16 protein-coding genes and 2 riboswitches are annotated in these 19,337 nt (G+C 69.9%); of the genes, 9 read left to right on the top strand and 7 right to left on the bottom strand.

The window, feature by feature from the left end; genetic code table 11:
- Positions 1-57: 57 nt before the first annotated feature.
- The 5 genes from Q392_RS19665 (at position 58) to gcvP (ending at position 6,736) form a co-directional block, all read left to right on the top strand.
- Positions 58-1,335: a TRAP transporter large permease gene (locus tag Q392_RS19665; RefSeq protein WP_038211391.1), complete on the top strand. Its 1,278-nt coding sequence runs from the start codon at positions 58-60 to the stop codon at positions 1,333-1,335.
- Positions 1,336-1,417: 82 nt separating this feature from the next.
- Entirely contained in the window at positions 1,418-1,936 is a 519-nt protein-coding gene (locus Q392_RS19660) for a hypothetical protein (RefSeq protein ID WP_038211385.1), read from the top strand.
- 18 nt (positions 1,937-1,954) lie between these two features.
- Positions 1,955-2,027: riboswitch (glycine riboswitch) on the top strand.
- A 21-nt stretch (positions 2,028-2,048) separates the two neighbouring features.
- Positions 2,049-2,162: riboswitch (glycine riboswitch) on the top strand.
- 57 nt (positions 2,163-2,219) lie between these two features.
- The gene (gene gcvT / locus Q392_RS19655) at positions 2,220-3,362 is read left to right on the top strand and encodes a glycine cleavage system aminomethyltransferase GcvT (RefSeq protein WP_038211383.1); all 1,143 of its coding nucleotides are present in this window, start codon (positions 2,220-2,222) and stop codon (positions 3,360-3,362) included.
- Positions 3,363-3,426: 64 nt separating this feature from the next.
- The gene (gcvH, locus tag Q392_RS19650; RefSeq protein ID WP_038211381.1) at positions 3,427-3,807 is read left to right on the top strand and encodes a glycine cleavage system protein GcvH; all 381 of its coding nucleotides are present in this window, start codon (positions 3,427-3,429) and stop codon (positions 3,805-3,807) included.
- A 34-nt stretch (positions 3,808-3,841) separates the two neighbouring features.
- The gene (gcvP, locus tag Q392_RS19645) at positions 3,842-6,736 is read left to right on the top strand and encodes an aminomethyl-transferring glycine dehydrogenase (protein ID WP_038211426.1); all 2,895 of its coding nucleotides are present in this window, start codon (positions 3,842-3,844) and stop codon (positions 6,734-6,736) included.
- Positions 6,737-6,750: 14 nt separating this feature from the next.
- Here gcvP and Q392_RS19640 read toward each other — a convergent pair whose 3' ends face one another.
- Together Q392_RS19640 and metE are read right to left on the bottom strand one after the other, a co-directional pair.
- On the bottom strand, positions 6,751-7,605 hold the full coding sequence (locus Q392_RS19640) for an alpha/beta fold hydrolase (protein WP_038211380.1): 855 nt from the start codon (positions 7,603-7,605) through the stop codon (positions 6,751-6,753).
- Positions 7,606-7,669: 64 nt separating this feature from the next.
- Complete coding sequence (gene metE / locus Q392_RS19635) at positions 7,670-9,964, bottom strand: 5-methyltetrahydropteroyltriglutamate--homocysteine S-methyltransferase (protein ID WP_038211372.1); 2,295 nt, start codon at positions 9,962-9,964, stop codon at positions 7,670-7,672.
- A gap of 108 nt (positions 9,965-10,072) precedes the next feature.
- Between metE and Q392_RS19630 the strand changes: the two genes are divergently transcribed.
- Positions 10,073-10,972 (top strand): LysR family transcriptional regulator, encoded by a 900-nt coding sequence (locus Q392_RS19630; RefSeq protein WP_038211370.1) that lies wholly within the window; start codon positions 10,073-10,075, stop codon positions 10,970-10,972.
- Here the strand turns inward: Q392_RS19630 and Q392_RS19625 are convergent.
- Genes Q392_RS19625 through Q392_RS19610 form a run of 4 tightly spaced genes read right to left on the bottom strand, consistent with a single transcriptional unit; the run spans position 10,963 to position 14,888 of the window.
- Complete coding sequence (locus tag Q392_RS19625) at positions 10,963-11,823, bottom strand: isocitrate lyase/PEP mutase family protein (RefSeq protein ID WP_038211369.1); 861 nt, start codon at positions 11,821-11,823, stop codon at positions 10,963-10,965. The genes Q392_RS19630 and Q392_RS19625 overlap by 10 nt on opposite strands.
- 19 nt (positions 11,824-11,842) lie before the next feature.
- A complete protein-coding gene (locus Q392_RS19620) occupies positions 11,843-13,294 on the bottom strand; it encodes a bifunctional 2-methylcitrate dehydratase/aconitate hydratase (RefSeq protein WP_038211367.1) in 1,452 nt (483 codons plus the stop codon).
- A gap of 38 nt (positions 13,295-13,332) precedes the next feature.
- Entirely contained in the window at positions 13,333-14,496 is a 1,164-nt protein-coding gene (prpC, locus tag Q392_RS19615; protein WP_038211364.1) for a bifunctional 2-methylcitrate synthase/citrate synthase, read from the bottom strand.
- Positions 14,493-14,888 carry an acyl-CoA thioesterase gene (locus Q392_RS19610; RefSeq protein ID WP_038211351.1) on the bottom strand — a complete coding sequence of 132 codons (396 nt, stop codon included), beginning with the start codon at positions 14,886-14,888 and terminating at the stop codon, positions 14,493-14,495. Before Q392_RS19610 ends, prpC begins: the two co-directional genes overlap by 4 nt.
- Before the next feature lie 126 nt (positions 14,889-15,014).
- Here Q392_RS19610 and Q392_RS19605 point away from each other — a divergent pair, with 126 nt between their 5' ends.
- From Q392_RS19605 to Q392_RS19595, 3 genes are all read left to right on the top strand, one after another.
- Positions 15,015-16,427: a short-chain fatty acyl-CoA regulator family protein gene (locus tag Q392_RS19605; protein ID WP_038211349.1), complete on the top strand. Its 1,413-nt coding sequence runs from the start codon at positions 15,015-15,017 to the stop codon at positions 16,425-16,427.
- A gap of 184 nt (positions 16,428-16,611) precedes the next feature.
- Positions 16,612-17,856, top strand: coding sequence for an MFS transporter (locus tag Q392_RS19600; RefSeq protein ID WP_038211347.1), 1,245 nt, complete (start codon positions 16,612-16,614; stop codon positions 17,854-17,856).
- Positions 17,857-17,912: 56 nt separating this feature from the next.
- Positions 17,913-18,338 carry an SgcJ/EcaC family oxidoreductase gene (locus Q392_RS19595; protein WP_038211345.1) on the top strand — a complete coding sequence of 142 codons (426 nt, stop codon included), beginning with the start codon at positions 17,913-17,915 and terminating at the stop codon, positions 18,336-18,338.
- A gap of 743 nt (positions 18,339-19,081) precedes the next feature.
- On the opposite strand, the gene Q392_RS19590 is transcribed toward Q392_RS19595, so the two are convergent.
- The coding region (locus tag Q392_RS19590; RefSeq protein ID WP_038211344.1) for a transposase domain-containing protein at positions 19,082-19,337 on the bottom strand (256 nt) is incomplete at its 5' end.

The raw sequence follows: 19,337 nt of genomic DNA, 5'->3' as shown, positions 1-19,337 counted from the left end.
GGCCCGCCGTTCCCTCGAGGGACAGCGAGGACACGCAGTGCCGAGCGAGGGGGGCCTATGACGCCGGTGATGATCGGCACGATGGTGCTGTGCTTCGCACTGTCGATCTCGGTGGCCGTCTCGATCGGCCTGGCCTCGGTGCTCGGCATCCAGGTCTCCGGCGCCAACATGCTCATCTCCGCCAAGGAGATGTTCGGCGCCATCAACAAGTTTCCGCTGGCGGCTATCCCCTTCTTCATCCTGGCCGGCAACCTGATGGAAACCGGCGGCATCTCGCGCCGGCTGGTGGAGTTCGCCAAGAGCATCGTCGGCGGCATCCAGGGCGGGCTGCCGATGACCTGCGTGCTCACCTGCATGATCTTCGCCGCCGTGTCGGGCTCGTCGGTGGCCACCACCTTCGCCATCGGGGCGATCCTGATCCCGGCGCTGATCAAGCACGGCTATCCGACCCCCTACGCCGCCGCGCTGCAGGCCACCAGCGCGGAACTCGGCGTGATCATCCCGCCCTCGATCCCGATGATCCTCTACGGCGTGAGCGCCGAGGTCTCGATCGGCGAGCTGTTCATCGCCGGCTTCGGCCCCGGCATCCTGATCAGCGGCGCGCTGATGCTGTTCGTCTGGATCTACTGCAAGTGGAAGGGCTGGGGCAAGCACGACGGCGAAGGCCGCATGCCCTTCTTCAAGGCCCTGTGGCAGGCCGGCTGGGCGCTGCTGATGCCGGTGATCATCCTCGGCGGCATCTACGGCGGCGTGTTCACGCCCACCGAGGCTTCGGCGGTGGCGGTGTTCTACGCGCTGGTGGTGGGCATGCTGATCTACCGCGAGATCGGCATCGCGGACCTCTACGCCGTTCTGCGCAAGTCGGCGCTCTCGTCGGCGGTGATCATGTTCATCATCGCCAACGCCGGGCTGTTCGCCTTCCTCATCACCCGCGCAGGCGTGCCCGAGGCCATCGGCCACTGGCTGGAGCAGGTGCTGCGCTCGCCCGGCATGTTCCTGCTGGGCGTGAACGCGGCGCTGTTCATCATCGGCATGTTCATCGAGACCAGCGCGGCGATCATCGTGCTGGCGCCGATCCTGGCACCGGTAGCGCAGCACTTCGGCATCGATCCGGTGCACTTCGGCCTCATCATGGTGGTGAACCTGGCGCTGGGCATGATCACCCCGCCCTTCGGCGTCAACTTGTTCGCCGCCTGCACGGTGGCGCGCATCTCGCTGGACCGCATGGTGACCAGCCTGGTCCCCTTCGTGCTGGTGGTGCTGGGCTGCCTGATGGTGATCACCTACGTGCCGGCGCTGTCGCTCGGGCTGCGGGATCTGGTGTACGCACGCTGACCGGCGGGCCCCGGGTCGGCGCTTTCACGCGGGTGTCACGGCCGCCGGCGAAGCTGCCGCCTTTTCCCGGCGGTGGCTTCCCATGCGTTTCATCCGAACCGACAAGGCGCGCGACGAATTGCAGCCGGGCCGGCGCTCGCTGAGCCAGCGCGAGCGCGCCCTGCTGCTGCTGGCCGGCGGCCAGCACTCGCTCACCGACTTCGGCGCGCTGTTCGGCGGCAGCCGCGACGAGGCTGAGCGCGTCGCGCAGCAGCTGGTCGCCCAGGGCTACCTGGCTCCCGAGGCCCCGCCGCCCCAACGCGCGCCCGAGCCTGAACCCGCGCCCGTCCCGGCCGTGGCGGCCGACGCCTTCGACGGCAAGCGCTCGCTGGCCACCACCCGCATGTTCCTGTTCGACCTGTGCGAGCGCATGTTCGTGCGGCGCGATCCGCCGCGGGCCGAGCGCCTGCGTGCGGCGCTGCGCGAGGCGCGCGACCGCGAGGCGATGCTGGCCGTCGCCGAGTCGATGCTCGGCGAGATCGCGCTGGCCGCCGGCGAGGAGCGCGCCGCCTCCATCCGCGAACGCATCGAGCGCCTGCTGCCCGCTGAAACGGTGCACTGATCCACTACACTCCGGCCGGTCAGGAGAGAGCCCCCTCGCGGGGCCGCCGAAGGCGCAGGAAACATCCGAACGCTCAGGCAAAAGGACTGACGCAGCGCCCGCCTCGTGCGGGCGTTTCCTGGCTGGAGAGAGGCGCCCGGCGGCATCCGCCGATGGCGTCCGCCGAAGGAGCAAGCCCCCATCGCGGAAGGCGAATCTCTCAGGCACCAGGGACAGCCGGGGTGGCCCACGACCTGCGTGTCGTGGAATTCGGACTGCCCTTCTGCCGCCCCTGGAGCCCCTCATGGCCGCTGCCCCCTCCGCCGACGCCGCCCTGCTGAAGACCCCGCTGTACGACCTGCACGTCGAGCTGGGCGCGCGCATGGTGCCCTTTGCCGGCTACTCGATGCCGGTGCAGTACCCCGCCGGCCTGATCGCCGAGCACCGCCACACCCGCGCCGCCGCGGGCCTGTTCGACATCTCCCACATGGGCCAGCTGCGGCTGGCCGGCCCCGATGCCGCCGCCGCCTTCGAGACGCTGATGCCGGTCGACGTGATCGGCCTGGCGCCCGGCAAGCAGCGCTACGGCCTGCTGCTGAACGACGAGGGCGGCATCCTGGACGACCTGATGTTCTTCAACGAAGGGAATGACAGCCTCTTCGTGGTGGTCAACGGCGCCTGCAAGCAGGCCGACATCGCCCTGATCCGGCAGAAGATCGGCAGCCGCTGCCAGGTGCTGCCGATGCCTGGCCACGCCCTGCTCGCCCTGCAGGGCCCGCAGGCGGCGGCGGTGCTGGAACGCCTCGCGCCCGGCATCGGCCGCTTCGTCTTCATGACCGGCGGCGCGGTGCAGATCGGCGGCGTGCCGGCCTTCGCCACCCGCAGCGGCTACACCGGCGAGGACGGCTTCGAGATCTCCGTCAAGGCCGAGGACGCCGAGCGCCTGGCGCGCCTGCTGCTGGCGCAGCCCGAGGTGCAGCCCATCGGCCTGGGCGCGCGCAACTCGCTGCGCCTGGAAGCCGGCCTGTGCCTGTACGGCAACGACCTGGACGCCACCACCACGCCGGTGGAGGCCGCGCTCACCTGGGCGATCCAGAAGGTGCGGCGCAGCGGCAGCGAGCGCGCCGGCGGCTTCCCCGGCGCAGATCGCGTGCTGGGGCAGTTGGACGGCACCATCCCGGTGCAGCGCAAGCGCGTCGGCCTGGCGGCGCTGGAGCGGGTGCCGGTGCGCGAGCCGGCGGCGCTGCACGTGCCGGGCGGCGAGGCCGTCGGCAGCGTCACCAGCGGCCTGCTGGGCCCCAGCCTCGACAAGCCCGTCGCCATGGGCTACGTGCCGCCGGCCCTGGCCGCGCCGGGCACCCGCATCGACGCGCTGGTGCGCGGCAAGCCGGTGCCGATGGAGGTCGCGCCCATGCCCTTCGTGCCCGCGCGCTACCACCGCGGCTGAATCCGGGCGCGCCAGCGCCCCCATACTTCGCTTTCCCTCCATTTCTTTCTTCAGGAACCCTCCCATGACCGTGCACTACTCCAAGGACCACGAGTGGATCGAGATCGCCGACCACGAGGCTGCCACCGTGGGCATCACGCTGCATGCGCAGGACGCGCTGGGCGACGTGGTCTTCGTCGACCTGCCCGAGGTGGGCAAGACCTTCAAGCAGGGCGAGGTGGCCGGCGTGGTCGAGTCGGTGAAAGCCGCCGCCGACATCTACATGCCCGTGTCCGGCGAGATCGTCGAGGTGAACGAGGCGCTGCGCGCCGACCCCTCGCTCGCCAACAGCGACCCGATGGGCGCGGGCTGGTTCTTCAAGGTGCTCATCGCCGAGAAGGACATGGCCGAGTTCGACCAGCTCATGGACGAGCCCGACTACGTCAAGTTCACCGAAGGGTCCTGATCCACCTCCGTCCTTGCCCGCCGCGTCCATGACCATGCCCGCCCCCTTCCCTCCCCTGGCCGCCCTCGAACGGGCCGACGCCTTCGCCGCCCGCCACATCGGCCCCACGGCCGACGACGAGGCGGCGATGCTGCGCGCCGTCGGCTCGGCCTCGCGCGCCGAGCTGATCGACGGCATCGTGCCGCCGGCCATCCGCCGCAGCCGTGCGATGAAGCTGCCCACGCCCGCCACCGAGGCCGAGGCGCTGGCGGAGCTGAAGGCCATCGCCGCGAGGAACAAGGTGGCGCGCAACTTCATCGGCCAGGGCTACCACGGCACGCACACGCCGGGCGTCATCCTGCGCAACGTGCTGGAGAACCCGGCCTGGTACACCGCCTACACGCCCTACCAGGCCGAGATCTCGCAGGGCCGCATGGAGGCGCTGGTCAACTTCCAGACCATGGTGTGCGACCTCACCGGCATGGCGATCGCCAACGCGTCGATGCTCGACGAGGCCACCGCCGCGGCCGAGGCGATGACGCTGGCCAAGCGCAGCGTGAAGAGCAAAAGCAACGTCTTCCTGGTGGCCGGCGACTGCCACCCGCAGACCATCGAGGTGATCCGCACCCGCGCCGCACCGATGGACATCGAGGTGAAGGTCAGCACGCTGAACGAGACGCTGCCGCACCTGATGGCCAGCGGCGAGTTCTTCGGCGTGCTGGCGCAGTACCCCGGCACCACCGGCCGCGTGCACGACCTGCGCCCGCTGGTGGGCATGGCGCACGAGAAGGGCGCCGCGTTCTGCGTGGCGGCCGACCTGCTGGCGCTCACCCTGCTCGCCCCGCCCGGCGAGTGGGACGCCGACATCGTCTGCGGCACCACGCAGCGCTTCGGCATGCCGATGGGCGCCGGCGGCCCGCACGCCGCCTACCTGGCCTGCCGCGACGCTTTCAAGCGCTCGCTGCCCGGCCGCCTGGTGGGCGTGAGCGTGGACGCGCACGGTGCGCCCGCCTACCGCCTGGCGTTGCAGACGCGCGAGCAGCACATCCGGCGCGAGAAGGCCACCTCCAACATCTGCACGGCGCAGGTGCTGCCGGCCGTGATCGCCAGCATGTACGCCGTCTACCACGGCCCAGAGGGCCTGGCGCGCATCGCGCAGCGCGTGGTGCTGCTCACCGACGTGCTGGCGCGCGGGCTGGAAGCGATGGGCCGCGCGCTGGTGCACGACACCGCCTTCGACACGCTCACCGTGAAGACCGGCGAGGACACGCAGGCCATCTACGACCGCGCCCAGCAGGCCGGCATGAACCTGCGCCGCCGCCTGCAGCAGCACCTGGGCATCACGCTGGACGAGACCCACGGCCGCGCCGACGTCGAGGCGCTGTGGGCCGTGTTCGCGCCGGCCGGCGCCGCCCTGCCGCGCTTCGACGACCTGGCCGCCGAGGCCCAGCCGCGCCTGCCGGCCGAGCTGCGCCGCACCAGCGCCTTCCTCACGCATCCGGTGTTCAACACCCACCGCAGCGAGACGGCGATGCTGCGCTACATCCGCGCGCTGTCCGACAAGGACCTCTCGCTCGACCGCAGCATGATCCCGCTGGGCAGTTGCACCATGAAGCTGAACGCGACCAGCGAGATGATCCCCATCACCTGGCCCGAGTTCGCCAACGTGCACCCCTTCGCGCCGGCCGAGCAGCTGCAGGGCTACAGGCTGCTGGACGAGCAGCTGCGCGCCTGGCTGTGCGAGGCCACCGGCTACGCCGGCATCAGCCTGCAGCCCAACGCCGGCTCGCAGGGCGAGTACGCCGGGCTGCTGGCGATCCAGGCCTGGCACGCCAGCCGCGGCGAGGCGCACCGCAACGTGTGCCTGATCCCCTCCTCCGCGCACGGCACCAACCCGGCCAGCGCGCAGATGGCCGGCATGCAGGTGGTCGTCACCGCCTGCGACGCGCAGGGCAACGTCGACATCGACGACCTGAGGCGCGCCTGCGAGCAGCACGCCGCCGACCTGGCCTGCGTGATGATCACCTACCCCAGCACCCACGGCGTGTTCGAGACGCGGGTGAAGGAGCTGTGCGAGATCGTCCATGCCCACGGCGGCCGCGTGTACGTGGACGGCGCCAACATGAACGCGCTGGTCGGCGTGGCCGCGCCGGGCGAGTTCGGCGGCGACGTGAGCCACCTGAACCTGCACAAGACCTTCTGCATCCCGCACGGCGGCGGCGGCCCCGGCGTCGGCCCGGTGTGCGTGGTGGAGGACCTGGTGCCCTTCCTCCCCGGCCATGCCACGGCCGGCGAGCCGGCCGCCGTCGGCGCCGTGTCGGCGGCGCCGCTGGGCAACGCCGCCGTGCTGCCGATCAGCTGGATGTACATCCGCATGATGGGCGCCACGGGCCTCACGGCCGCCACCGAGACGGCCATCCTCAACGCCAACTACGTCAGCGCGCGGCTGGCCGGGCACTACCCGACGCTGTACGCCAGCCCGAACGGGCACGTGGCGCACGAGTGCATCCTCGATCTGCGCGGCCTGAAGGAGACCAGCGGCGTGATGGCCGAGGACGTCGCCAAGCGGCTGATCGACTACGGCTTCCACGCGCCGACGCTGAGCTTCCCGGTCGCCAACACGCTGATGGTCGAGCCCACCGAGAGCGAGCCGCGGGCCGAGCTGGACCGATTCATCGACGCCATGGTCGCCATCCGCGGCGAGATCCGCCGCATCGAGGAAGGTGTCTGGCCGAAGGACGACAACCCGCTGAAGAACGCCCCGCACACCGCCGCCGCGCTGGCCGCGGGCGAGTGGAAGCACCCCTACTCGCGCGAGGTGGCGTGCTTCCCGCTGGCCTCGCTCAAGCAGGCGAAGTACTGGGCGCCCGTGGGCCGCGTGGACAACGTCTACGGCGACCGCAACCTGTTCTGCAGCTGCGTGCCGGTGGCGGAACTGCAGGAGGGCTGAGCCGACGCCGGCGCTCAGGCGCCGACGGTGCGGTCCAGGAAGCCGACGATCCGCGCCGTGACCTCCTCGCGGTTGGTCTCGTTCAGCAGCTCGTGGCGCGCCTGGGGGTACAGCACCAGTTCGACGTCGCGCAGGCCCGCGTCGCGGTAGCGCTGCGCGACGAGCTGCAGCGCCGCGCCGCCGGCGGCCAGCGGATCGGCGTCGCCCGAGAGGATCAGGAGCGGCAGGCCGGCGCGGATCTTCGCCAGTTCCTTCGGATCGGCCGCGCGCCGCAGGGTCTCGATGCCTTCGAAGGGCTCGGGCGCGAAGCCGCAGGCCGGATCGGCGCAGTACCTGTCGACTTCCGTCTCGTCGCGGCTGAGCCACTCGAAGCCCGTGCGGTGCTCGAAGGCCTGGTTGAACGCGCTCAGGTCCACCGGCCCCGGCGCGGTCAGCGCATCCACGATGCCCGACGGTTCGCTGGAGCCGATCAGCACGGCCGCGTCCACCTCGGCCGAATGGTCCAGCAGGTACTGCTGCGTCGCGAAGGAGCCCATGCTGTGGCCCACCAGCGCCAGCTTCAGCCCCGGATGGTCGGCGCGGATGCGGCGGTCGAGCTGGTGCAGGTCGTCGACCCAGCCCGGCCAGCCGTCCCGCCCCCAGTGGCCGTAGCGGCCGGCAGCGGTGCGGCCCGAGCCCCGGCCGTCGGGCGCGTAGACGAGGTAGCCCGCCGCGGCCAGCGCCTCGCCGAAGCGGCGGTAGCGGCCGCCGTGCTCGCCCAGCCCGTGCTGCACCTGGACCACCGCCCGCGGCGTGCCCTCGGGCGCCCAGCGCCAGGCCTGGATGCGGATGCCGTCGCGCGAAGCGAACTCGATGCTGTCTTCCTGCATGCCTCGTCTCCTGTTCGTGTGGAGCGAGGCATTCTAGGAAGGGCCTGCCGGCCGGATGGGGCCGTCAGGCGGCGCCGGCGCGCAGCGTCCTGGCGGCGTCGACCATGTTGGCCAGGGCCGGGATCACCTCCGGCCACTGGCGCGTCTTCAGGCCGCAGTCGGGGTTGACCCACAGCCGCTCAGCCGGCACGCGCTCGGCCGCCTTCTTCATCAGCTGCACGATGTGCTCCTGCGTCGGGATGTTGGGCGAGTGGATGTCGTACACGCCGGGCCCGATCTCGTTGGGGTACTTGAAGTCGTCGAAGGCGTCGAGCAGCTCCATGTCCGAGCGCGAGGTCTCGATGGTGATCACGTCGGCGTCCATCTCGGCGATCGACGCGATGATGTCGTTGAACTCCGAATAGCACATGTGGGTGTGGATCTGCGTCTCGTCGCGCACGCCGTTGGCGGTGATGCGGAAGCTCTCCACGGCCCAGTCGAGATACGCCTTCCACTGCGACTTGCGCAGCGGCAGGCCCTCGCGCAGCGCGGCCTCGTCGATCTGGATCACGCGCACGCCGGCCTTCTCCAGGTCCAGCACCTCCTCGCGGATGGCCAGCGCCAGCTGCCTGCACGACGCCGAGCGCGGCTGGTCGTCGCGCACGAAAGACCAGTTCAGGATGGTGACCGGACCGGTGAGCATGCCCTTCATCGGCTTGCTCGTCAGCGACTGGGCGTAGGTGATCCACTCCACCGTCATCGGCCGCGGACGGCTGATGTCGCCGAACAGGATCGGCGGCTTCACGCAGCGCGAGCCGTAGGACTGCACCCAGCCGAACTGGCTGAAGGCATAGCCCTCCAGCTGCTCGCCGAAGTACTCGACCATGTCGTTGCGCTCGGCCTCGCCGTGCACCAGCACGTCCAGGCCCAGCTTCTCCTGCTCGCGCACGCTGCGCTCGATCTCGGCCCGCATGGCGGCCTGGTAGGCGGGATAGTCCAGCCGGCCCGCCTTGAACTCGCTACGCGCATGGCGGATCTCCGCCGTCTGCGGGAACGAGCCGATGGTGGTGGTCGGATATTTGGGCAGCTTCAGGAAGGCCGCCTGCTTGGGCGCGCGCCTGGCATAGGCGCTCTCGCGCCGGCCCAGGTGGCTGCCGATGCCGGCCACGGCCGCCTGCACCGCCGGGTTGTTCACGCGCGGCGAGGCGCGGCGCGCCGCGAGCGCGGCCCGGTTGGCGTCCAGCTCGGCCCCGACGGCCTCGCGGCCCTCGCGCAGCGCGCGGCCCAGCACCTTCAGTTCGTCCAGCTTCTGCAGCGCGAAGGCGAGCCAGGACTTCACCTCGGCATCCAGCTTCTGCTCGCTCGCCAGGTCCACCGGCACGTGCAGCAGCGAGCACGAGGGCGCGATCCACAGGCGATCGCCCAGGCGCTCGGCGATCGGCTCCAGCCAGTCCAGCACGGCATTCAGGTCGGTCTTCCAGATGTTGCGGCCGTTGATGACGCCCAGCGACAGCACCTTGTGCGCCGGCAGCATGCCCAGCAGGGGCAGCACGTCGTCGCGTCCGTTGACCGCGTCCACGTGCAGGCCCGCCACCGGCAGGTTGGCGGCCAGGTACTGGTTCTCCAGCAACTGGCCGAAGTAGGTGGCCAGCAGCAGCTTGACGCGGCAGCCCTTGAGCTGGTGGTACGCGGTGTTGAAGGCGTGCTGCCAGTCGGCGTCCAGTTCGGTGACGAGGATCGGCTCGTCCACCTGCACCCACTCGACGCCCTGCGCCGCCAGGGTGTCCAGCAGTTCGGCGTACACGGGCAGGAGCCGCGGCAGCAGCGCGAGCCTGTCCGAGTCGTCCTTGGCCTTGCCGATGGCGAGGTAGGTGACGGGGCCCACGATGACCGGCTTGGCTTTCACGCCCTGCGCCCTGGCCTCCGCGATCTGGTCGAGCAGGCGCGAGGCGTCCAGCGCGAACTGCGTGCCGGCAGTGAACTCCGGGACGATGTAGTGGTAGTTGGTGTCGAACCACTTGGTCATCTCGCCGGCCGCCACGCCGCCGCAGCAGCCGGCGTGTTCCTCGGCCGTCTGCGCGGAACGGCCGCGGGCCACGCGGAAGTAGTTGTCCAGCGCGTCGCCGTGGAAGCCGCGCACGCGCTCGGGCAGGTTGCCGAGCGTGAAGCTCATGTCCAGCACCTGGTCGTAGAACGAGAAGTCGCCCACCGGCACGAGGTCGAGGCCGGCCTGGTCGCTCCAGTGGCGCTGGCGAAGCTGCGCGCCGAGCGCCTGGAGTTCGTCGCGGGAGGACTCGCCCTTCCAGTACGACTCCAGGGCGAACTTCAGTTCGCGCCTGGCGCCGATGCGGGGGAATCCGAGGTTGTGGGTGGTGGTCATCCGGTCTGCCGTGCGGGAGTCAATACACAAGGGGACGAATGCTAGGAAGGGGATTCGATGAAGTAAAATGGTTTTATCTCACGTATCCATGAGCACTGCTCATTCATCATGCTGGAGCGCATCCACCTCGCCGTGGTGAGGGAAGTCGAAAGGCAGGGCTCGCTGACGGCGGCCGCCGAGGTGCTGCACGTCACCCAGTCCGCGCTGAGCCACAGCATGCGCAAGCTGGAGCAGCAGCTGGGCACCGACATCTGGCTGCGCGAGGGCCGCAGCCTGCGCCTGACGCAGGCCGGCCAGTACCTGCTGGCCGTGGCCAACCGCGTGATCCCCCAGCTCGATCTGGCCGAGGAGCGGCTGGGCCAGTTCGCGCAGGGCGAGCGCGGCACCCTGCGCATCGGCATGGAGTGCCATCCCTGCTACCAGTGGCTGCTGAAGGTGGTGTCGCCCTACCTGGCCGCCTGGCCCGACGTCGACGTGGACGTGAAGCAGAAGTTCCAGTTCGGCGGCATCGGCGCCCTCTTCGGCTACGAGATCGACCTGCTGGTCACGCCCGACCCGCTGTTCAAGCCGGGCCTGCATTTCGAACCGGTGTTCGACTACGAGCAGGTGCTGGTGGTGGCGCGCAGCCACCCGCTGGCCGGCGCCGCCCACGTGAAGCCCAGGCAACTGGCGAGGGAGGTGCTGATCACCTACCCGGTGGAGCCGCAGCGGCTGGACGTCTTCACCGACTTCCTCTCGCCCGCGGGCATCGCGCCGAAGCGCCACAAGACCATCGAGACCACGGACATCATGCTGCAGATGGTGGCCAGCGGCCGCGGCGTGGCGGCGCTGCCGCGCTGGCTGGTGGAGGAATACGCCGACAAGATGGCGGTCGTGCCGGTGCGCCTGGGGCCGCGCGGCATCGCCAAGCAGATCTTCCTGGGTGCACGCGAAGCCGACCTCGGCACCGACTACCTCCGGGCCTTCATCGAGCAGGCGCGGCAGCCGGCGGCGGCGCGTCAGGTGTAGCGCTTCTCCAGCGCGTCCCACGCGGGCTTGCCGACCAGGCGCTGGCGCTCGGCGAAAGGCGTCACCAGGCCGCTGTCCTCCCGCACTTCCTTCTCGTCGCGCAGCACCGTCAGCGCCTTCTGCATGCCCGCCACCGCGCCCTGCAGCGCCGCGTTGGCGTACAGCACGATGCCGTAGCCCAGTTCGCCGAGCTGCTGCGCGTTGAAGATCGGCGTGCGCCCGCCGATCACCATGTTCATCAGTTGCGGCTTGCCCAGGCGCCGGGGCAGCGCGCGCACCTCCTCCTCCTTCGTCACCGCCTCGACGAAGAGGATGTCGGCGCCCGCCTCCGCGAACTGCTGCGCGCGCTCCACCGCCGCCTCGAAGCCGTGCGTGGCCGCGGCGTCGGTGCGGGCCATGACGAGCAGGTCCGCGTCCTGCCGCGCATCGACGGCCGCCTTGATCTTGGCGACCGCCTCCCCGGTGGAGATCACTTCCTTGCCCGAGAAGTGGCCGCAGCGCTTGGGCGCCACCTGGTCCTCGAACTGGATGCAGTCGGCGCCGGCGCGCTCCAGCGTGCGCACCGTGTGGCGCACGTTCAGCGCATTGCCGAAGCCGGTGTCGGCGTCCACGATCAGCGGCAGGTTCACTGCGTCGCGGATGCGCGCGGTGTGGTCGGCGATCTCGGCCAGGCCCATGAAGCCCTGGTCGGGTAGGCCGAACCACATGTTGGTCACGCCGGCGCCGGTGACGTAGATGGCTTCGAAGCCCAGGTCCTCGATGACCTTGGCGGACAGCGCATTGAACGCGCCGGGCACGAGCACGCCGCGGCGGGCTTCGGCCAGTTGCCTGAGTTGCTTGCGTGTGGACATGGCGCTTGCTCGCGGTCCATCAGATCGCATAGAGATCGACGTACTCGTGCACCGGCATCGCCGTCAGCGCGTGCGCGTCGAGCGAGGCGGCAAGGATGGCGTCCTGCTGCTTCTTCGGGAAGCGCCGCGCCAGGTTGGTGCGGAACTTGGCTTCGAGCAGCGGAATGCCCTCGGCGCGGCGGCGCTTGTGGCCGATGGGGTATTCGACGGCCACCTCGGGCAGCGTGCCGCCGTCCTTGAACTGCACGGTGAGCGCGTTGGCGATGCTGCGCTTGTCGGGGTCGTGGTAGTCCCGGGTGTACTGCACGTCTTCCACGCAGTGGATGCGCGCGCGCAGTGCGTCGATGCGCGGGTCCGCTGCCGCTTCGTCCTCGTAGTCGGCGGCCGTCAGGTGGCCCTTGATGAGCGGCACGGCCACCATGTACTGGATGCAGTGGTCGCGGTCGGCCGGGTTGTCGAGCGGGCCTTGCTTGTCGATGATGCGGATGCAGGCCTCGTGCGTGCGGATGGTGATCTTCTCGATGTCGTCGATGCTCCTGCCCGCGTCACGCAACTGCCGGTGCAGCGTCACGGCGGCCTCGACGGCGGTCTGGCTGTGGAACTCGGCCGGGAAGCTGATCTTGAACAGCACGTTCTCGCTCACGTAGCTGCCATAGGTGCGCTGGAACTTGAACGGCTGGCCCTTGAACAGCACGTCGTAGAAGCCCCAGGTCCTGGCCGTGAGCGCGCTGGGGCAGCCCATCTCGCCGGTCTGCGCGATCAGCGCCAGGCGCACGGCACGGCTGGTCGCGTCGCCCGCCGCCCAGCTCTTGCGGCTGCCCGCGTTGGGTGCGTGACGGTAGGTGCGCAGGCTCTGCCCATCGACCCACGCCAGCGACACGGCGGCCAGCGCCTCGTCGCGCGTCAGGCCCAGCAGCTTGCCGACCACGGCGGTGGAGGCGACCTTGACCAGCAGCACGTGATCCAGGCCCACCTTGTTGAAGGAATTTTCCAGCGCGATCACGCCCTGGATCTCGTGCGCCTTCACGATGCCGCGCAGCACCTCGATCATCGTCAACGGCGGCTTGCCGGCGGCCACCGCGGTGCGGCTGAGCCAGTCGGCCACGGCCAGGATGCCGCCCAGGTTGTCGCTGGGATGGCCCCACTCCGCGGCCAGCCAGGTGTCGTTGAAGTCCAGCCAGCGGATGAGCAGCCCGATGCTGAAGGCGGCCTGCACCGGATCGAGCTGGAACTGCGTGCCCGGCACCTTGGCGCCGTGGGGCACGACGGTGCCCTTGACCACGGGGCCGAGCAGCTTGCAGGCGGCCGGGTATTCCAGCGCCTCCAGCCCGCAGCCGAGCGTGTCGATGAGGATGTGGCGCGCAGTCTCGATGGCGAGTTCGGACGTGACTTCGTAGTTCAGCGCGTAGTCGACGATGTCCTGGATGACCTGGTCGTAGTCGGGACGGATGTTGGAGATGGGGGAAGACATGGAAAGCTCTCGGGAGAAATGCTCGGCAGGGATGGACATCAGGCGCGCTGGTCGATGGGCACGAAGCTCCGGTCATCCGGGCCGGTGTAGTTCGCGCTCGGCCGGATGATCTTGTTGTCGACGCGCTGCTCGATCACGTGGGCGGCCCAGCCGCTGGTGCGCGCGATGACGAACAGCGGCGTGAACATGGCCGTGGGCACGCCCATCATGTGGTAGCTCACGGCGCTGAACCAGTCGAGGTTGGGGAACATCTTCTTGACCTCCCACATCACCGACTCCAGCCGCTCGGCGATGTCGAACATCTTGGTGGAGCCGGCCTCCTCCGACAGCCGCCGGGCCACGCCCTTGATGACGACGTTGCGCGGGTCGCTCACCGTGTAGACGGGGTGGCCGAAGCCGATCACGACCTCCTTGGCCTCGACGCGGCGGCGGATGTCGGCCTCGGCCTCGTCGGGGTTGTCGTAGCGCTTCTGGATCTCGAAGGCCACCTCGTTGGCGCCGCCGTGCTTGGGCCCGCGCAGCGCGCCGATGGCACCGGCGATGGACGAGTACATGTCGCTGCCGGTGCCGGCGATCACGCGCGCCGTGAAGGTGCTGGCGTTGAACTCGTGCTCGGCGTAGAGGTTGAGCGAGGTGTGCATCGCGCTCACCCAGGCCTGCGAGGGCTTGCGCCCGTGCAGCAGGTGCAGGAAGTGCCCGCCGATGGAGTCGTCGTCGGTCTCGACCTCGATGCGCTTGCCGTGCGTGCTCCAGTGGTACCAGTACAGCAGCATCGAACCCAGCGAGGCCATCAGGCGGTCGGCGATGTCGCGCGCGCCGGCCAGGTTGTGGTCCTCCTTCTCCGGCAGCACGCAGCCCAGGGCCGAGACGCCGGTGCGCATCACGTCCATGGGGTGCGCGCCGGCGGGCAGGCTTTCGAGGGCCTCCTTCACGCTCACGGGCAGACCGCGCATGGCCTTCAGCCGGTTCTTGTAGGCGCGCAGCTCGGCCCGCGTGGGCAGCTTGCCGTGCACCAGCAGGTGGGCGATCTCCTCGAACTCGCACACCTCGGCGATGTCGAGGATGTCGTAGCCGCGGTAGTGCAGGTCGTTGCCGCTGCGGCCGACGGTGCACAGGGCGGTGTTGCCGGCGGCGACGCCCGACAGGGCGACGGATTTCTTGGGCCTGAAGGCGGCCGTCTCGGTGGCGGTGGCGATGGTCATGTCGTTTCCTTGTCCAGGCAGGAGCGGTCGATGCAGGTGGGGCGGCCGGCGGCGTCCACGGCCACCATCTCGTAGACACCCTTGAACACTTCCTCGGCGGGCACGCCGGGCTGATCCGCCAGCCCGGTGACGCACACGGTCATCGAGCTGCGGCCCACGCGACTGACCCAGGCGCGCAGGACGAGCTGGCTGCCCACGGGGATGGGCGAGAGGAAGTCCACGCCGGTCACGCCGGCCATCACGACCTCGCGCTGCGCCAGGCCGCGCGCCGCCAGGAAGGCGGCCCCGGCCATCCACAGCAGGCCCTGTCCGGCGAACAGGGTGCCGTGGTGGTTCGCGTGGGCGGGCATCACCAGCTCGCGCAGCTCGACTGTGCCTGGGGGTGTTGTCATGCTTCGCAATTTACGCAAAATCCACTCCTCCGCCCATGACTGAAATGGCGAAAGATTGCGAATGAAAAACCTGCGAATTGCGAATTCTGCGAATAACTCATGGCCCGATTGCGCAGGAGCCCGCCGGTGAAGAAGACCTTCATGGGCGTGCGCCTGCGCAAGCTGCGCGCCGAGCGCGGCCTGTCGCAGGTGGCGCTGGCGCATGCGCTGGGCCTGTCGCCGAGCTACCTCAACCAACTGGAGCAGAACCAGCGGCCGCTCACGGTGGCCGTGCTGCTGAGGATCCACCGGGCCCTGGGCGTGGACATCCAGCAGTTCTCCGAGGACGAGGAAGCCCGCCTGGTGGCTGGCCTGCGCGAGGCGCTGGCCGACGCGCCCGAGCCGGTCACGCTGCCCGAGCTGAAGGAAGTGGCCGCGCAGATGCCGGCGCTCGGCCGCGCCCTGATCGCCCTGCATCGCCGCACCGTCGCGGCGCAGGAGCAGATCGAGACCATGGCCCTGCGCATGGGCGACGACCGCGCAGGCATCGCCGCGCCGCGCGCCATGCCCTTCGAGGTGGTGCGCGACTTCTTCTTCGCCCACCAGAACCACTTCGACGAAGTGGACCGCCAGGCGGAGGCCCTGGCGGCCGAGGCCGGCGCATCAGGCGGCACGCTGGCCGACTGGCTGGTGCAGCGCCTGCAGCAGCGCCACAAGGTCCGCGTGCTGGCCGGCACGGGCGAGCACGAGGGCAAGCGGCAGTTCGATCCGGCGCGGCGCACGCTGCGGCTGTCGGCGTCGCTGGACGCGGCGCAGCAGGTGTTCCAGCTCGGCACGCAACTGGCGCTGATCGAGCACGCCGGGCTGATCGATGCGCTGGTGGACGCGCCCCCCTTCCACGGCGACGAGCCCTCGCGCCGGCTGGCGCGGGTCGGGCTGGCCAACTACTTCGCGGGCGCCCTGCTGCTGCCCTATGCGCCGTTCCTGCAGGCGGCCGAGCGGCTGCGCTACGACATCGACCTGCTGGGGCAGCAGTTCGGCGTCGGCTTCGAGACCGTCTGCCACCGGCTCAGCACGCTGCAGCGGCCGGGCGCGCCGGGCGTGCCCTTCTTCTTCGTGCGGGTCGACCGGGCGGGCAACATCTCCAAGCGGCAGTCGGCCACGCACTTCCACTTCAGCCGCACCGGCGGCACCTGCCCGCTGTGGAACGTGTACGAGGCCTTCGCGCAGCCGGGGCGCATCCTCCCGCAGCTGGCACGCATGCCGGACGGGCGCTCGTACCTGTGGATCGCGCGCACGGTGGCCAGCCGCCCGGGCGGCTACGGCGCGCCCGGGCGGGTGTTCTCGATCGGGCTGGGCTGCGATATCCGGCACGCGCCGCGGCTGGTCTACGCGAAGGGGCTGGACCTGCGCGACCCGGAGGCCGCCACGCCCATCGGCATGGGCTGCAAGGTCTGCGAGCGTCCGGACTGCCCGCAGCGCGCCTTCCCCTTCGTCGGCCGGCCGCTGGACGTGGACGAGAACCAGAGCCGGTTCACGCCGTATGGCGTGGCGCCGTGAAGGCGGGCGGCCCGTCCGAGGCGGCCTCCCGCAGCAGCCAGCCCGGAACATCCGCCCCCTGGGCAGGCCAGCGTTTTCCGCCGGTACGCGACGCGGAAAACGCCGCAGCCGGATGTCGGGTCAAATACCGCATGGTGCTGGCGATGGGACGCCCGCACGAGCCAGCCCTTTCGATCGAAGAAGAATGACCGAACACACCCTCGCCGCGGCAGGCGGCGCCCTTGCCCTGCTGCCCGAGACGATCCAGCGCGGCAACATCTGGCGCCTCGCCATCGCACAGGCGCTGGCCGGGGCGAACACGGTGGTGTTCTACGCCACCGGCGCCATCGTCGGCGACATGCTGGCCCCGACGCCGATGCTCGCCACCCTGCCCATCTCCATCTTCGTGGTGGGCATGGCGGCGTGCATCCTCCCGGTGGGCGCCATCGCCCGGCGGCACGGCCGGCGCGCGGCCTTCGTGACGGGCACGGGCGCCGGCGTGCTGGCCGGCCTGCTGGCCACGCTGGCCGTCGTCATGTCGTGGTTCTGGCTGTTCTGCCTGGCGGGCTTCTTCGGCGGCAGCTACGCGGCCGTGGTGCTGTCCTTCCGCTTCGCGGCGGCCGACGGCGTGGCGCCGAAGCGGCGGCCGCGCGCGCTGTCGCTCGTCATGGCCGGGGGCGTGGCCGCCGGGGTGCTGGGGCCGCAGCTGGTGACTTGGACGATGGACATGTGGCCGCCGCACATGTTCGCGGCCACCTTCGTGGTGCAGGCCGCCGTCGCCGCGGTGTCGGCGCTCGTCCTGCTGGGCGTGAAGCTGCCCATGCCCACCGCCGAGGAGATCGCCGGCGGCCGGCCGCTGGCCGAGATCGTGCGCCAGCCGCGCTTCGTCGCGGCCGCCATCTGCGGCGCCGTGTCGTACATGCTGATGAACTTCCTGATGACGGCCGCGCCGCTGGCGATGCGCCTGTGCGGCCACTCGCAGGCGTCCGCCAACCTGGGACTGCAATGGCACGTCATCGCCATGTACGCGCCCAGCTTCTTCACCGGCAGCCTGATCGCGCGCTTCGGCGCCGGCCGGCTGGCGACGGTGGGCCTGGCGCTCACCGGCCTGTCCGCCGTCGTCGGGCTGGGAGGCATCGACGTGCCGCACTTCTGGGCCTCGCTGGTCCTGCTGGGCCTGGGCTGGAATTTCGGCTTCCTCGGTGCGTCGGCGCTGGTGCTGGAATGCCACCGGCCCGAGGAAAAGACGCGCGTGCAGTCGCTCAACGACTTCATCGTCTTCGGCCTGATGGCGGTCGGCTCGTTCTCCTCCGGCGGCCTCCTGTCCGCCTACGGCTGGGACACGGTGCTGTGGGTGTCGTTCGTGCCGCTGGCGCTGGCCGTGGTGGCGCTCGGGGCGGCGATGAAAAGGAGCGCCGCCGCGGCCGTGCAGCAGGCCGGCCGGCCGTAGCGGGCTGGATGCCGGCGCCGGCCCCGCCGCGGCCGCGTTCCGGGAGAATCCCGGCCATGGAACGACCCGAAGACGCGCCCCACGCATTCCAGGCCGCCTGGAACCGCCACGACATGCGCGCGCTCGGCGCGCTGTTCCATCCGGACGCGACCTTCGTGAACCGCTTCGGCCACTACGTGCGCGGCGTCGAGGCCATCGTGGAGATGCATACGCCGATCCACGCGGGCATCTACCGCGACTCCACACTCGAGAACGAACGCATCGACACGACGGCCATCGGCACCGACGCGGCGGTCGTGCACTTCTGGAGCCGGCTCACGGTCGGTGAGGCCCATCCCGCGGGCCCGCATGCCGTCGACACGCTGATCCTCGCCGTGCTGACGCGGCGGGCGGGCGAGTGGCGCATCCAGGCGCTGGAGAACGTCACGCTGACGAATCCGCGGACGGGGGAGGTGGTGTTGAGGGATGAGCGGAGGGCTTAGCTGACGGGTAGCGGAGGCCGCTTCAGCCTAGACACGGCCCGCCAAATCCGCCGATCAAACGACACCTAGCAGCCAAAAGCGAACGGTGCAGCGAGGAAAGGTAGTACTCAAAGCCGAAAATGATCGACGGATGGTAGGGCGGTGAAGCCAGCTGATGGACGTTCGCGTCGATCGACCTGTTGGCCTTCACTCATACCCTACTGGCGTTGAAGGAAACCAGCAAAATGTGCATGACGCCGCAAAGTGGTTTGCACTGCATTGCAGATCGTCGAGGGCATGGTGTTCTCTGCGGAATACGCCTTTAATTCGACAAGCACGTTTGGCGGTTGAGCGATATTGCGCGTGACAAGAACGTCCGCACGAACGCGCCCATGAGGAGACTCGATCGTTTGTTCATGCTGGGCGTCAACGTCAAGCTCCCGTAGGACTCTAGCAATGCGACGTCCAAGACCAACGGGGTTGGTCGTTACCGTTTCGTACCAAGCACGTGCCGCTGCAGCCCTCTGCGATTCACGCTCCCGCAGAGGCGAATAAGCTTCAGGATTCCATTGGCCTGCAAGAAGCGAGACCAGATGTGTATTTCGGAATCTGCTCAAGTACGACTGATGAAGCGGCGTCGCGTCGTTGTCGAGATGCCGGCAGAGTGGGTGCAGGTCTGCCACCGAGATTGGAACGAGCCGCATGTCGAAGGTATGCGTCCGGCGAAGTCACCTTGACCGCCAGTGCGTCGCCGGTGACAGCCCTCAAGCGGAAGGCGACCAGCGGTGCGGCAGCAGTTCGTCGATGCGGCTGGCCGGGTGGGCCGGCAGTCGTTCCAGCACGTCCTTGAGGTACGCATAGGGCTCGTGCCCGTTGATGCGCGCCGAGTGCAGCAGGCTCATGATCGCTGCTGCGCGCTTGCCCGCGCGCAGGCTGCCGGCGAACAACCAGTTCGACCTTCCGAGGGCGATGGGCCTGATGTGGTTCTCCACCCAGTTGTTCGAGATCGGCACGTCGCCG

The organism is Xenophilus azovorans DSM 13620 (genome assembly GCF_000745855.1).
Taxonomy (GTDB): Bacteria; Pseudomonadota; Gammaproteobacteria; order Burkholderiales; family Burkholderiaceae_C; genus Xenophilus; species Xenophilus azovorans.
This window is presented reverse-complemented; position numbering and strand designations above follow the sequence as displayed.